We start from the raw sequence: 15,139 nt of genomic DNA, 5'->3' as shown, positions 1-15,139 counted from the left end.
CCAGAGATTAGTCTAAAAAGTGTCGGTTTATAATGGCTGACACAGTAAACACCAGAATAAATACCATAATCACCGTCCAACCAATCAGAGCTATTGGCCGCTTAAAGATATTTCGCTCTGAACTTGTATCCAAAAAAGGCAGGGCCGCTAAAAACGCCATAAATGCCCCTGGTATGGCCATAGCCCCAAGAAATTGGCCAAATTCCCCGCCAAAAATTTTCAATCGAAGCAACTGAAACAAGAACAAGAAATACCATTCCGGCTCCGGATGATAATCACCGGGATCAGGAGTCGCTTTTTCCAGCAACACCACTGGCTCAATGAAGGCAAGGGAACAGATGATTAAAAAGACCGTGGCCATGGCCACAATATCTTTCCAAATCTGACGAGGAAAAAAATAATCTGTTTTGGCCTTGATCTCATCAGGTGTGCCCCTAAACGGACCTGCGGGCCCGGCCTTTCTAAAAAGGAAAATATGAAGGCCGGCCAGCCCTGCTAATGCAGCCGGCAAGATCATGACATGGATGACAAAAAACCGACTTAGCGTCATTTGCCCCGGGGTGGGACCACCCTTAAGAAATCGAGCTATAAAATCCCCCACAATCGGGGTTTTATCCATGATTTCAACCCCGACCACCGTTGCCCAATATGCGCGTTGATCCCAGGGAAGGAGATAGCCTGTAAAGCCAAAACCCATCACAATGCCAAATAAAGCCAAGCCTACCAACCAGATGAGTTCTCGTGGCTTTTTATAGGCACCCCATAAAAAAACTTGGGACATATGCGCGAAGACCATCACCACCATGGCAGAGGATCCCCAAAAATGGTAGCTCAGGAGAAACCACCCGTAGTCCACTTCGTGGATGATGTATTGAGTGCTCGCGTAAGCGTGATCGGTACTGGGGACATAATAAAACATCAACAGTATCCCCGTGACGACTTGAAGAACAAAGATAAATAGCAAAACGGAGCCAAATGCATAGGCCCAGCGGGAGCCGCCAGGAATTGGCTCATTCAGCATTTTGGCCTGAATATTTTTCAGACCTACCCGCTCATCAACAAATTCAACAACCTTCTCGAATGCGTTTTGTTGACTTGCGACTTGACTGTCTTCCTTCATGCGCCTTTCACCATTCCATCCTAGGCTTTTACAGAAGCCGAATTTGGTTATTAACCCCGGCTTTATATTCAACATCAATGATCTTCACTTCTCCCCCGGCATCAACTTTCAGAGGAAGCACATCGAGCGGTCTCGGTGCCGGCCCTTCGATAACTTTTCCAGCTTCATCATAAATACTCAGATGACAAGGGCATAAAAACACCCCATCTGGGAAATTTTTCGTTTTTCTCCATTTATATCCACAACCTAGATGGGGACATTTCCCAGAGTAGCCGATATAGGGAGAATTTGACTTGTTGACCCAGATAACATCCCCCTTATCATCATAAAACTTTCTATCATTTCCCTCATATACGGCTTGTTGTACAGCCGGAGTCGCCTTAACCACCCAAATATTTTTCTCAATCTGTTGCTCTGGCATAAAGGCTTCTTTAAACCCGCGGGTAAATTTAAATTGGAAGCCAATATTCTCTTTATTCACCTTCTTTACATTGCCGACGGAAAACCAGGCATTATCGTAGGGTTTGAACATGGGCTTCATGAGATACTTCAACACAGGAAACACTAAGGGCAAGGCAATTAAGGTCCCAATCGCATGCGTCATATTGGTAAAAAATGTGCGCCTGGGAACCCCTTGCTCTAACCGAGGAAGAGGAACCAAAATCTCACCGGGCTCCACATGCAAATGATCTTCCAAATGGGCAATTTCAACTTCCTTAATCGTGACGTACTGATCTCGCTCGAGTATCGGAAATTGAGCGAATTCTTCGGGTGAACACCGAAGGATAATTTCCTCCTCGCTCACTACTTCCTGAATTTGGTCAATAGGAATCTGGCGTTGCGCCCCGTGGCCATTCAATTCTTGAACAATGATATGGCTGATTTCGTGGGAAAGGGGATCAACAATAACCTTAGAAATCTTCCCGACTTCCTTGTTCGCACACACTGCTTTTGCTGTCAATTTTGGTTGCATAGCCAGGGAAAAACCTCAGATGTTGATTAATTCATTTTTATTGGCTTCGGAGTTTTAACTGACTCGTCTTTTAACGAAGCAAGAAAGGCAACAAGCGCATCAATTTCTTGTGGGAACATGAGATCTTTATACTTATCAGGCATTTTCCCTTTATCGAAATCCTTATCGAATCCTTCTGCTTTCCAACTCTTTGGATCAATAATCTTTTCTTTCAACTGTTCAACAGTCATAAGATTACCGATATTATCCATCTCAGGCCCACGTTTTTTCCCACCTTGTCCATACAATTTATGGCAGTTATAACATTCCTGTAGTTCCCATTGTTCTTTCCCAAGGGCTACAAGATCGCCTGAAGCTGCTCCACCCCCACCTCCACTGGTCGCAACCGCCACCTCAACTTTAGCATCAGCACCTAAAGAACTCAGTTGCTTCGAAATAGCCTTAGCCCGTTCATCCAATTCCTTTGCCCTGGCAATTAATTCATCAGCCTTCCCTTGCTCTGTTTGGGCCCGGCGAAGCTTCAAGACTTTTTCAATTTTCCCCTTCTCATCCTCCGGGTCAAACTGTGGTAAAATCGACGCTCCGGCAATATAGAGACCTGAGAGTAGGAGGTAAAATACCACCAACGCTCCCACCGCCTTCACGCCTTCCAACCGTTTCATCGCTGGAGCATCTAAAAGAATGAACACCAAAGCCCCTAGGATCGCGTAAAGAAAAAACATGATCTGAAAGACTGGTGGGAAATGGGTGTATTTAGCGCCCACCACCAACAACAGCCCAATAATGACCCCCAAGGCGGTCTTCTTCATGACACTCTTGGCAAAACTCTGGTTAGCCATTTGTTTCCTCTTTTTTCAACCTACTCATTTAGCTTCAACCGGCACTGACGATGCCAATGACGTGGCCGGCTTCGGACTTCCCGCTCTCAGCGTGACAAGGATGGCAAAACTCACGACAGCGTAAAACACAATAGTCACCCCCGTTATCCACCAGGCCGAGTAGGCCAGAGTCGGCGTAAACGCTTCAGGAGTAAAATCTGGAACGAGGTTATAGACATGGTAATATTTTCGAGTTAACGAGCGCACCGCGCCCATGAGGCCCATAGTCCAGATGGCGCTAAAGGCCAGGAATATGAGGACGAATTGGGATGCAAAATCAATTTTCCCCCATACAATCGTCCCTCGCTTAATGGCGCGGTTATAAAGCAGATAATTGACCACAGTCAGGAATACGAGAGTAAAGGCTGCAGCATTCTTCGCCGGCATGAGTGCTAATTCACTCGCCCAAGAAGGCAGCTCCAGTTCCTCGGTGGCCAGCCCTTGAGTCGGGACAAAACCATGAGGGGTCATCCAAATCGCATCGGCCACCACTATCATTAAAAAGCCGACTTTGATCATGGTGAATGCCGACACCGTGAAATTCTTGAGGCCAGGCACTTTACCAAGAATAATAGGAAGGACGACTATTATTACTAAAACAATTAACGATTGCCATTCAGGCGGAGGGAACATTTTCCATGTAAATCCCATGATGGCTGGCATGAGCAGCACAACTACCGCGACAAATCCTGATATTCGTACCTGTTCAACTCCCTGTATTCGCTTTAGACTTAACCATATATAGTAGTTACTGGCCAGGAAGATCAGTCCGACCATGGCACCTTGCATTTCAAAGAACATGGACAACTGATCAGCCATCATATAGGGACAAATTGAGGCGTCATAATCACACAACTCGTAGGCTAGGAGATAACCCATGAAAGGAAGAAGCAAGAGCGCTCCTACACCGATCATGTTACCCACAAATCCCATCCAGTCGTAATAGGCCCGCTCCTCATCTGTTTTTGACCCCATAAACATATAAGCCGCAATTAGCCCGGCAATAAAACCCCCAAACGTCACATTTCCAACCAGGCGATGCAGGTTGAGGGGCATCCAGCTAAAATTCGCCATTTTATCCCACAGGCTAGCCGTTTGGATAAACTCTACCAGGGATAAATCTCCTGCCGCTTTAGCCGGGGTATTCATGAAAGACGTTGGACCGTCAATGACAAAGAGTGTCACAGTTCCCACAATATTCAACAGAATGCCAAGAGCGATGTGGCGTCCCTTTTTCGCTCCTTTCATGGAATCCCATGAATAAAAATAGGTATATAAAATAATGGTTTCAAGGATAAACAGCAGAGGATAGATTACCGCAAACACAAGGAAAAAATGCTTGATCAACCATGTCGAAAAGTCAGGATAGGTCCCGAGCAGGACAAAAATGAACAATCCACCGGTTAAGGCAGTCATGCTGTATAAGATGACCGTAACCTTAATGACTTCCTTGGCCAGACGGTCATATTTAGGGTCGTTATTCTTATACCCAAGCCATTCAGCCACCACGGCAAATATCGGAGCACCTAAAATAAACGCCGCGAACAAAATATGAAGTTGAGCGACGACCCACACCGCCGTTCGATTTCCCGAATAAGGAAAGTCCACAAGTGGAGCATCCGGAACCTGTCCAAAGGCCGTAGCCCCACCACATAGGCCCAACGTTAGAATTATCCATAGACTTCGATTCAGTGTTTTCAAGGGTCCCCGCCCTCCTTATTTTTCATTCAATTCCTGTATTACTCTGCCGCTTTTTCAGCCTCTCCACCGGCTGGAGCTTCGGCAGCTGGAGCTTCGGCGGCTGGAGCATCACCTCCAGGGCTTGACCCGGCTGTTCCCGCAGGAACCCATTGCTTTTTCGCAACATCATATTCCATGCCATTGAGCCCAAATGTCGCTTCATACGCAATGACCTTCCAAATGGCGTCCTCGGAAAGCTTGCTCTTCCACGCTTTCATTTTTGTCCCACTCACTCCCTCAGAAATTCGCCAAAACCATACGGCATCAGAATAGAGTTGCATTTGCTCTGTCCGACGGAAATCCCGCGCACCGGCCTTAACAGGCTTTCCATCTTTTCCGTGACAGCTCGCACAATTTACATCAATATTCTGCTGACCAGTAAAAATCGCTTTTCCCTCTTCGAGTATCTCTGGATTATTCCAATAGCCAGCCGGCATATGCTTATCCGCATACTCCGGTGGAGCAGGAGGAGGCGGTTGCGGGGGACCTTCGCCACCACCACATGCTGACATCAAAAGGCCCATGACGGCCAAACCACTGACAAAAAGGCTTTTTACTGTTTGAAACTCGTTCATTGTTCCCCCTCGTTTACCTGATACTTGATTTAAATTCGACATTCCTCACAAAATCTTAGTAACTACGGACAACATGGCATGGGTGCCAAATGTTTGCCAAAATGATTCGATCTGTCCTTAGTATCAGCCCGGTCAAATTCCACTCACCGCGCCGACCAAAACGCTCCAGATCGAATAACCATGAGATGCCCCTGTCTTTCATTGTCATAATAGAAAAGCACTCTGTTAAATTCATGTTATCTGCTTTCCATTCCTCGAAACATCTGTCCGAGCATCCAGCACGGAAACGATAGCCGATTCAAAGTTATTCCCGCCATTACCACAAAATCGGCCATCCATCGTAAGGCGATGGTCTACATCATGAAGAGCATAAAACACACGGATAGGAAAAGTGGTTTAACAGAATATGAATAAAAGGTAAAACGAGGTGACGGGAGTGAACATATGCGTACACCCTACATCACTCAGTTTTCACGAGCCTTTATATTTCCTTCATTGACAACACTCTGCCAACCCCATTTTTCCCATTCAAAAATCTTTGGGCTACATAGGTCTCCTGGGCCCAAAAAAGTTCAGGACTTCTATCACAGTCAGAAGCCAACCGTCAATTATTTCTTCCGTTCTTGCGCGCTGTTTCCCACTCGCCATTCCTGTGTTTTCAGAGAATAAACAGAATAGTGAATGAGTCGAGAGAGAATTAAATTTCTCATCCCGCCAGAGTCCGATGACAAGGAAAATCTGCTTTGGATTATATGGATGTTTCAGAACATTGAAGGGATAAGAAGGCTTGGGTGAGTCGTATCGTTAAGAGCTTGCCTCGGGCTTCTTCCACTTTTGCGCCCAGTCTTCCCATGATCGACCAAACGCCGTATCTTGCCCCGAGAATAAGATTCCAGCCACCTCTTGGTATAAAACCGTACGAGGCTGCTGATCTCCTGGCAGGAATAGCTTAATATACGGCTGAGGAGCCTTCTCCTGACGATCAAATACAAATCCTATAACCTGCTCCCCTGTTTGGAGATGAATCGTCACATCGCCTCGATAATCAAATACGCAATCCATGGCTTCGTGCAATTCTTTCTCATTCGAAGGCTGCAGATGCCGGCCTTCCCATGATTGAGGAGGATCTGTTGAAGTGACATCTAAACCCATGATGACCTCTTACTTACAGCGAAACGTGGAGACAATTTCCAGATGACCCAAAGTTAAGGAGGGGAAAGAAAACCAACGAGAAGAAGCCTCACACAGCATTGGGAAACAGGGTCGCCCTGACGGTTCCAAAAAACCCACTCCATGAGCTGAAGGTATCCTTCACGGCAGAGGCTTCATACCCACAATGCACCATACAATCCCGGCATTGTTCATGACGTCCCGTTCCATATCGCTCCCACTCCGTTTTTTCCATTAATTCTCGAAAAGTGGATACGTACCCATCCTGCAACAAATAGCAGGGGCGCTGCCACCCAAAAATATTGTACGTGGGATTCCCCCAAGGGGTGCATTCATACTCCCGTTTTCCCATCAGGAATTCAAGAAATAACGGAGATTGGTTGAACTGCCAAGCGCGTTTACGTTGAGCCAGCAATTGCGCAAATAACGAATGCGTCCGATCACGACTCAAAAAACTATGTTGATCTGGAGCCTTTTCATAACTATATCCAGGAGAAATCATCATGCCTTCCACACCTAACTCCATCATTTCATCAAAAAATCGCCTGACACGAGCTGGCGCCGCATCATTAAATAATGTCGTATTGGTCGTCACTCGAAAACCTTTGGCTAAAGCGGCTTTAATGGCTTTCACGGCAACATCATAGACGCCATCTCGACAAACGGCATGGTCATGCTCTTCCTTGAGACCATCCATATGGATGCTAAATGTAAGATATTTCGAGGGAGTATAATCCTGTAATTTTCGTTCAAGCAGAATGGCATTGGTACAGAGGTAAACATATTTCTTTCGCTTCACAAGCCCTTCGGCAATGGCTGGCATTTCAGGATGAATCAGGGGCTCTCCTCCAGGAATACTCACAATAGGTGCACCACATTCATCCGCAGCAGCCCAACATTGCTCAGGCGTCAGGCGCCGATTCAAAATATGATCCGGGTACTGGATTTTCCCACACCCTGCACATTCCAGGTTACACCGAAAGAGCGGCTCTAACATGAGCACAAGAGGGTATCGCTTCACACCCCGTAAGTGCTTTGAGAGGGCATAATGAGCTACGGTATACATTTGAGATACAGGTACCGACATTGTTATTTTACTCCCTCTAGATTTTCACCATATTTCAAGAGCATCCACTCCTACCCCGAGCATACATTTTAAAACCAAGGCCTGGGTTAAACAGGATATATTAAATGGAGGCGCCGAGCGGGTTCGAACCGCTGAATCGCAGTTTTGCAGACTGCTCCCTTAGCCACTTGGGTACGGCGCCTTTGCGAGCTCATTATAAGAAGTCTATTTTCTCTTGTACAAGCAGAAAGTCTGACTTTCTCTTTTTTAGTCCTCAAAAGGCTGGAATCATTACTGACGAGGCAACACGGGAAGCTCTCTGGAGACAGATCGTATCGGGCTTAAGGAAAGATCTTCCATTGGGGATTGATGAATGGAAACGCCATCGGGCGTCTCATGACCATTGACGCTTGGTCCCTGACCACCCTGCTCTTTGGCCATCAACTCCACTTCTTCAATCAAAGTATGAAGAAGGTCTTCAGATGGCACACGTTTATATAATTTCCCTTTTTTAAATAGAATTCCTACGCCTTGACCTCCGGCAATTCCAATATCAGCTTCTTTCCCTTCACCAATTCCATTCACGACACAACCCAAGACAGATACGGTGATTGGGGTGGTGATATGTCCCAGTCGATGCTCTAATTCGTTAGCCATTTTCACCACATCAATTTCCACCCGCCCACATGTCGGACAAGCAATCACATTGACACCACGATGCCGAAGCTCCAGCGATTTCAAAATTTCAAATCCAACTTTGACTTCTTCTACCGGATCGGCCGCTAAAGAGACCCGAAGGGTGTCTCCGATACCCTGAGAAAGCAGCCAACCTAATCCCATAGCAGATTTCACCGCACCGGTCATCGCCGTTCCTGCTTCGGTAATGCCGATATGCAATGGATAATTGGCTTGCTGGGCAAACAACCAATAAGCATCCATCGCCATGTGCACGTCAGAGGCCTTCAGGGACACTTTCATATTGGTAAACCCAACATCCTCCAAAGCATGAACCGCGTTCAATGCCGACTCGGCAAGGGCTTCAGCGGTGGGGTAGCCGTATTTTTCAAGAAGATGCTTTTCTAATGAACCCCCATTCACGCCAATTCTGAGTGGAATGCCATAATCATTGACGGCTTGAATCACTTCTTCGGTTTTCCACCATGGCCCAATATTCCCTGGATTAATACGGACGCAATCCACAACTTTGGCGGCTTTTAGAGCAAGACGATGGTCAAAATGGATATCTGCGATTAAAGGTACCGTCATTTGTGATTTTATTTTTGGAAGCGCGTCAGCTGCTTCCATATCGGGCACGGCTACCCTAATTAATTCACATCCAGCTTTCTCTAATCGGTGAATCTGCTCCAGAGTCCCAGCAACGTCCCTCGGATGAGGAATCGTCATAGACTGGACCGATATGGGGGCATCCCCACCAACTTTGACCGATCCCACCTGGATTTGTTTGGTTTTTCGTCGAGAAATATACACGAGAATAGACTAGCGTATCACGGCTTGCAGGGAAACCCGGTCATGCAACGCCTTGGCCTGATCATAAATTCCATCCGCCGTGAGACCATACTTTTCCCTGAGCAAATCCTGAGGCCCCTGTTCAATGTACCAATCTGGCAATCCGAGTACTTTGGTCGGCATACTCCAACATTCTTCTTCGGATAAAAACTCTAATACAGCGGATCCAAATCCGCCCATTCGGCACCCTTCTTCAACCGTAATTAAGCATTTCACTTTGTTGGCAATTTCTCGAATGAGGTTTTTATCCAGAGGCTTCACAAAACGTGCATTAATGACAGCCACCGATACGCCTTCTTCTTGTAAGCGCTCAGCCGCTTTCATGGCCTCCGAAACCATAACCCCAATCGCGATAATCGCCACATCTCGCCCATCAGATAACAGCTCACCCTGGCCGATTGAAAGCGGAATGGGCTCAGAATCTAAAGGCACCCCGAGGCTACTGCCGCGAGGATATCGAACCGCCACCGGACCATCATGCACCAATCCTGTTTGGACCATATGTTGTAGTTCATTTTCATCTTTTGGGGCCATAATTACCATGTTGGGAACATGCCGCAGAAACGCAAAATCAAAAGCCCCATGATGAGTCGTTCCGTCTTCGGCCACCAATCCTCCCCGATCAATACAAAAGGTCACAGGCAGATTTTGGGTTGCCACATCGTGCACAACCTGATCATAGGCCCGTTGCAGAAACGTCGAGTACATACAGATAACCGGCCGCATATTATCCGCAGCGAGACCAGCTGCATATGTCACTGCATGTTGCTCAGCAATCCCGACATCAATCAAACGGGAGGGAAACTCCTTTTCAAACTCAGACATTCCCGTTCCCTCGCACATCGCTGCCGTAATGACCACCACCCGATTGTCTTTTTTGGCTTGACGAATCAGTGTTTTAGCGGCGATAGAACTATACGAGGGGTGGCCGGGCCTTTTCATCGGTTGCCCAGTCTTCGAATCAAACGGTGAACAGGCATGGAACCAAACCGGATTCTTCATTGCCGGCTGAAAGCCCAATCCTTTTTTGGTAATTACATGCAGGAGAGTTGGCCCTTTTAATTTCAAAACATTTTCCAACGTCGGGAGTAAGTGCTCAAAATTGTGCCCATCAATTGGACCGACATATCGAAAACCCAATTCTTCAAATAGCAGACCCGGGAGCAGCAAGCCTTTGGCCAGCTCTTCGGCCCGAATCGCCATTCGCTTTACGGGCTCTCCAATTTGCGGAATGGTTTCCAGGAGTTGAGAGGTTTCCTCACGAAGTCTTGTGTAGAACTCCCCGGTAAAGGTCCGGTTAAGATAGGCGGAAATAGCTCCGACATTTCGGGAAATCGACATTTGATTATCATTCAAGATCACCACACAGTCCCGGCCCATATCTCCGGCATGCTGCAATCCTTCCAATGTCATTCCAGCAGTGAGGGCCCCGTCTCCTACGACGCAAACTACCTTATTGGACTTGCCTAACTGCTCACGTGCCTCTACAAAGCCCACGGCAGCGGACACTCCGGTTCCGGCGTGTCCGGCATTAAACGTGTCATAGATGCTTTCTTCTCGTTTACAAAATCCGCTTATTCCCCCAAACTGGCGGACCGTATGGAATTGTTCACGACGGCCCGTTAATAATTTATGTGTGTAAGCCTGATTACTGGTATCCCAAACAATTTTATCTTCTGGCGTGTTCAATAAATACTGCAAAGCCACCGTCAATTCCACCACGCCTAAATTGGAAGCTAAATGCCCACCCACATGGGAGATCACCTCTATAATGAGTTCCCGAATTTCCTGACAAAGTTCGGGAAATTGGTCCCGAGAAAGTTTCTTTAAATCTGCTGGACTTTCAATCCTTTTTAACAAGGACATTGGGCATCCTTTCTTGAAGAACCTAATGTTTTGTAGGGGAATAACTAAAAATGTCCAAATTCCGACATGATTAAACAAAATCTTCCCATAGCTGCTATTGCCTGTCAAGCATTTTATCTAACTTCAGGGATGAGCATTGGAACGGTCAACATCCACCTGGCGTAGGGTCTGCTGGAGCAAGGCTTGGGCTTCCGGTCGATGAATCCGTTCCCATATCCATCGCTTTTTAAGAGGGGGGGTGTTTACCACCCGGGTTAGCTCCCTCACTGCCTCCAAATGTTGTCCGTGTTTCAGGTACCATTTCGCAAGATCCAACCCTGCCGGGGCATACCTGCTATCGAGAGAAACCGCTTTTTTCAAATGCTCTCCAGCTACCTTCTGATCGCCTCCTAACACCCAGGGTAACTCCTCATACATCCGCCCTAACATATGGTGAGCCTGAACATTGTTTGGATCAAGCTCCAACACCCGATTCACATGTTTCTTTAACTTCTGAATCGTCAAAGCCGCTGAAACCAGACCCTCCAACTCCGCCGCACTCCCAAGATTGGCGGCGTACAAAAAATGGGCATCTGCAGAAGATTCACGAAGGCCAAAGGCTTTTTGAGCGAGACGGGCTCCTTCCTGGAAAGCTGCCAACTTCTGCTCCCGATCAAGGTACACCCCATAACCCAGATCCAAATACAATCCGGACATCCGAAGCAATCGCGTAAGGTCGCTGGAATCGGCTGCTCCCTCCCTCACCAAAATTTCCAGCTCCCTTTCAAGGCTCTCGGGATATTGCTGGTCGGTTGAGTCCTCACCCTGCAACGCCCCACAAGGGAGAAGGAAGACCCCCATCAGTAAGGTTAACCTTATTGGCACAAATAGACGCATAGTCCTTGATCTTGTCAATACAAGTTGTTTCGGAAAAGCAGATTGACTATGAGCTGTATCAGAAAGGATAGTTGAGGCCAGCAAAAACTGCTCCACCTTCCCTACTGTACCCCCAATCCACCCGGGCCATGACATTGGGACGGACAATGGCTCGGAAGCCTACTCCAGGTGTAACTTCCCAATCATGAAATTGGCGAAATTTAAAATCCTTATAGGTTCTCCCCATATCCACAAATGGTGTTAATTCACATTCAATACTGACATTGAACATCTTCATCCCGAAAAGATGTATGCGTTCCTCCACATTAAATGCCACCATATGTTTATCAATAAACCGATCCTTCCCATATCCTCTCAGATTGTCTTCTCCTCCCAAGGAACTTTGTTCGTAAAAGGGGATTCCATCGCCAAAACTTAATTGCAGCATCGCTCGGGCCACAAAAATATACCGTTTGGAGGGACTCGGTATCAGGTGCCTGATATCAAACCCTGAACGAAAATACAACAGATCCTCTTCGTTCCCAAAATCGAAGTTCTGCGCCAATTCCCCAAATATTTCAGCTCGGGTGCCCGCGGTCGGGGTATTCAGGTTATCTCTGGAATCATATTGGAACACCAGACGGTGGGCCAAAATCGTCGCACCCTGTATCCCCGGATCTCCCGGGAAACGATCCTTTGTATATGGCTCGTCATCTACACCTCCCGGTTGGATGTCAACATTTCGAAACCTTTGGTTAACGGATAATCGCGTCACATCATTCAAATGGATACCAAAGTTCCAATGAATTTGAATTTCACGCCCCGTATAGTTTGATTCGTTACCTTTGGGAGTGGTTTGTCCTAAACCATAAAACCGCTTGGTCGCATTTTTGAAAAACTGTGCTCCAACATCCACAAAGAACAGTCCTTCGATAAACCCAGGATCCTGGTAACGAAACTTCAGCTTTCGTTCAATTTCCTCAGTATACGAACCGACTGTCTCCATTTGTCTCCCACCAGACCAATAATGAAAATAGTTCAAGGTTCCCCGAACTCCTAAAAATGAATTGTGAATCAGCATCGGGGCAAAGAGAGAGCGAAGGTTACCTTCCGCATCTGAATTCAATGACGGGGCAATCAATCCAAAGTCTTGTCCATCATTTTTGGAGGTAGAAAACGCAGGAACCACAAAAAAAGAATTTTCGGCGAGGACTGTAGAGGAAGGAAGGATAACGCCGCCTAAGGCCAGGCACGACAACACCAGGCCCCACGAACGAAACGATATCACAAAACCGACTCCTTAGGACGAAGTCCCCAGGTCGGCTTTTGAACGAAGCTTCTCGAGAAGAGCTTCAAACGATGAGGAGTTAATAATACGGGAAAATTGCCCACGGTAATTTTTCATCAAACTTACTCCATCAATCACTACGTCATACACCCGCCACTCTCCATTTTTTTGCAACAGGCGATAGTCTAAGGGTATTTGCACTTTCGGAGACACCACTTTGGTCTGGACTTCAGCAAATTCTCCCTTTTCGCGCTCCTTGAGGTACTCCACTTCTTCTCCCGAATACCCGTCTACATTGCCGACGTAGGAATTAGCCAAAAACTGCTGAAATAAAGTCACAAATTCTTGTTGTTGGTCTGTACTTAACCCCTTCCACTGAGAAGCCAGGGTACGCTTGGCCATTTCTGCATAATCAAATCGCTTTCCGATGATTTCTTCCAGCTTCGCTCGCCGCTCCGTCTCTCTCGAAGGATCCTTCAACGCTTGATCCCTCAGCACCACAAAAACCTGATCAACGGTTTCTTTGACTGCCCCGGTCGGAGTACCTCCTCCCCATGCGGCGGTCATACAGGCAAGAGAAACTACTATACAACCAAGAAATATTACTGCCACATTTCTTGAGGAATTTTTAAACTGCACTCTTCCTGGTTCACCTGCTCTGGTTCTCACCTTTAACTCAGGTTTCTTAACCAATTCCCTTTGCATATTTCCTCCACATTTATTTCACCAACAAGCATCACTCAACATTGCCATGGATAAATTGACTAATCACCTGCTCTAGATCAATTCCAGATTCAGTGTCCACAATGGTCCCACCAGTCTTCAAACGCTCTCCCGCCCCGCCGGGAGATAATTCCATGAATTTTTCTCCGATAATGCCACGAGTCTTGATTGAAGCAATCGCATCGTCAAACACCGGGATCCCATCCTGGATCGCTAGGACCACTTCAGCCCGATCTTCGTTCAGTCCGATTTTTTTTACTCGGCCCACCTCTACTCCGGCGATTTCTACCGACGCTCCGTTTTTCAACCCGGAAGTGGAAGAAAATTCTGCCTGGAGTTCGTAATAATCCCCTCCAACCAGCTCAAGCTTTCCAAGCTTGATTGCCAAATACCCCAGGCAGATGACCCCCACTAATACAAATATTCCGACGATTAATTCAAGTTTTCCACGTTCAATCATAAAAATGAAGTTAGGGTAATTGATATTGTTATTGGGGCAAAGCCCAGGAAGGATAATGCATATAGTTCAGCGTGACACTAAAATCCATCTCACTCCCTAATTCACACTCGAGAGCCAGGAGATTTAGACTTGAGCGAGGTGAATGCCATTATTGACCGAAATAAACTCACGCACCACAGGATCGGCAGTCTGCTGAAATTCATCTGAAGGACACATAGCAATAATCTTCCCATTTTTTAACATAGCAACCCAATCAGAGATAGGGAAGATCTCTGGAATTTCATGACTCACCATCACACCGGTAAATCCAAAGGTTTTATGCATAGCCAAAATGAGGTCATGGATGGCATGGGCCATCAACGGGTCCAACCCCGTCGTCGGTTCATCAAACAAAATAATCTCCGGCCCCATTACCAGTGCCCGGGCCAATCCTGCACGTTTCTTCATTCCTCCGCTCAGTTCTGCAGGAAATTTATGGCCCATCTTGTCCAACCCTACCCTCTCCAACATCTCTGGTACCCATCGACAAATTTCCTGTTCAGTCATCATGCGTTTTTCTCGTAAGGGAAAAGCGACATTATCAAATACATTCATAGAATCAAACAAGGCAGCCGATTGAAACAACATAGCAAACTTTTTGCGTATGTCATTCAATTCTTGGTCATTAATTTGCGTGAGGTCCGTTCCATCAATAATGACTCGGCCTCGATCCGGGCGAATCAATCCAATGATGTGCTTAAGCATCACACTTTTGCCCTCACCGCTCGGACCGATAATCGTCGTAATTTTACCTTTAGGAATATCGAGAGTGACCCCTTTGAGCACAGCCTGTCCCCCTAAGGTCTTTTCCACCCCTTCCAGCTTTATGACCATCGGTAGACTCGTAGACATGCGTAAC

General features: G+C 46.8%; 14 protein-coding genes and 1 tRNA gene. All 15 read right to left on the bottom strand.

Going from position 1 to position 15,139, the window contains the following annotated elements:
* Positions 1-7: 7 nt before the first annotated feature.
* The gene (locus PQG83_RS17460; protein ID WP_312743821.1) at positions 8-1,120 is read right to left on the bottom strand and encodes a cytochrome b; all 1,113 of its coding nucleotides are present in this window, start codon (positions 1,118-1,120) and stop codon (positions 8-10) included.
* A 28-nt stretch (positions 1,121-1,148) separates the two neighbouring features.
* A complete protein-coding gene (locus PQG83_RS17455) occupies positions 1,149-2,093 on the bottom strand; it encodes a QcrA and Rieske domain-containing protein (protein ID WP_312743818.1) in 945 nt (314 codons plus the stop codon).
* Between the two features lie 26 nt (positions 2,094-2,119).
* Entirely contained in the window at positions 2,120-2,932 is an 813-nt protein-coding gene (locus tag PQG83_RS17450; RefSeq protein WP_312743816.1) for a cytochrome c, read from the bottom strand.
* A 24-nt stretch (positions 2,933-2,956) separates the two neighbouring features.
* Positions 2,957-4,672: a cytochrome ubiquinol oxidase subunit I gene (locus tag PQG83_RS17445; RefSeq protein WP_312743814.1), complete on the bottom strand. Its 1,716-nt coding sequence runs from the start codon at positions 4,670-4,672 to the stop codon at positions 2,957-2,959.
* A gap of 38 nt (positions 4,673-4,710) precedes the next feature.
* On the bottom strand, positions 4,711-5,286 hold the full coding sequence (locus tag PQG83_RS17440; protein WP_312743811.1) for a c-type cytochrome: 576 nt from the start codon (positions 5,284-5,286) through the stop codon (positions 4,711-4,713).
* 804 nt (positions 5,287-6,090) lie between these two features.
* On the bottom strand, positions 6,091-6,438 hold the full coding sequence (locus PQG83_RS17435) for a hypothetical protein (RefSeq protein ID WP_312743806.1): 348 nt from the start codon (positions 6,436-6,438) through the stop codon (positions 6,091-6,093).
* Positions 6,439-6,526: 88 nt separating this feature from the next.
* Entirely contained in the window at positions 6,527-7,543 is a 1,017-nt protein-coding gene (hpnH, locus tag PQG83_RS17430; RefSeq protein ID WP_312743803.1) for an adenosyl-hopene transferase HpnH, read from the bottom strand.
* Between the two features lie 105 nt (positions 7,544-7,648).
* Positions 7,649-7,724 (bottom strand) — tRNA-Cys (locus tag PQG83_RS17425).
* A gap of 89 nt (positions 7,725-7,813) precedes the next feature.
* Positions 7,814-9,010: a flavodoxin-dependent (E)-4-hydroxy-3-methylbut-2-enyl-diphosphate synthase gene (gene ispG / locus PQG83_RS17420; protein WP_312743801.1), complete on the bottom strand. Its 1,197-nt coding sequence runs from the start codon at positions 9,008-9,010 to the stop codon at positions 7,814-7,816.
* A 9-nt stretch (positions 9,011-9,019) separates the two neighbouring features.
* Complete coding sequence (gene dxs, locus PQG83_RS17415; protein WP_312743800.1) at positions 9,020-10,915, bottom strand: 1-deoxy-D-xylulose-5-phosphate synthase; 1,896 nt, start codon at positions 10,913-10,915, stop codon at positions 9,020-9,022.
* A gap of 123 nt (positions 10,916-11,038) precedes the next feature.
* Positions 11,039-11,779 carry a tetratricopeptide repeat protein gene (locus PQG83_RS17410; protein WP_312743798.1) on the bottom strand — a complete coding sequence of 247 codons (741 nt, stop codon included), beginning with the start codon at positions 11,777-11,779 and terminating at the stop codon, positions 11,039-11,041.
* Between the two features lie 70 nt (positions 11,780-11,849).
* Positions 11,850-13,058: a BamA/TamA family outer membrane protein gene (locus tag PQG83_RS17405; RefSeq protein WP_312743795.1), complete on the bottom strand. Its 1,209-nt coding sequence runs from the start codon at positions 13,056-13,058 to the stop codon at positions 11,850-11,852.
* A gap of 12 nt (positions 13,059-13,070) precedes the next feature.
* Complete coding sequence (locus PQG83_RS17400; RefSeq protein ID WP_312743794.1) at positions 13,071-13,625, bottom strand: MlaC/ttg2D family ABC transporter substrate-binding protein; 555 nt, start codon at positions 13,623-13,625, stop codon at positions 13,071-13,073.
* Positions 13,626-13,794: 169 nt separating this feature from the next.
* A complete protein-coding gene (gene mlaD / locus PQG83_RS17395; protein ID WP_376753606.1) occupies positions 13,795-14,238 on the bottom strand; it encodes an outer membrane lipid asymmetry maintenance protein MlaD in 444 nt (147 codons plus the stop codon).
* 126 nt (positions 14,239-14,364) lie between these two features.
* The gene (locus PQG83_RS17390) at positions 14,365-15,132 is read right to left on the bottom strand and encodes an ABC transporter ATP-binding protein (protein ID WP_312743790.1); all 768 of its coding nucleotides are present in this window, start codon (positions 15,130-15,132) and stop codon (positions 14,365-14,367) included.
* Positions 15,133-15,139: the final 7 nt, after the last annotated feature.

The organism is Candidatus Nitrospira neomarina, assembly GCF_032051675.1.
Taxonomy (GTDB): Bacteria; Nitrospirota; Nitrospiria; order Nitrospirales; family UBA8639; genus Nitrospira_E; species Nitrospira_E neomarina.
This window is presented reverse-complemented; position numbering and strand designations above follow the sequence as displayed.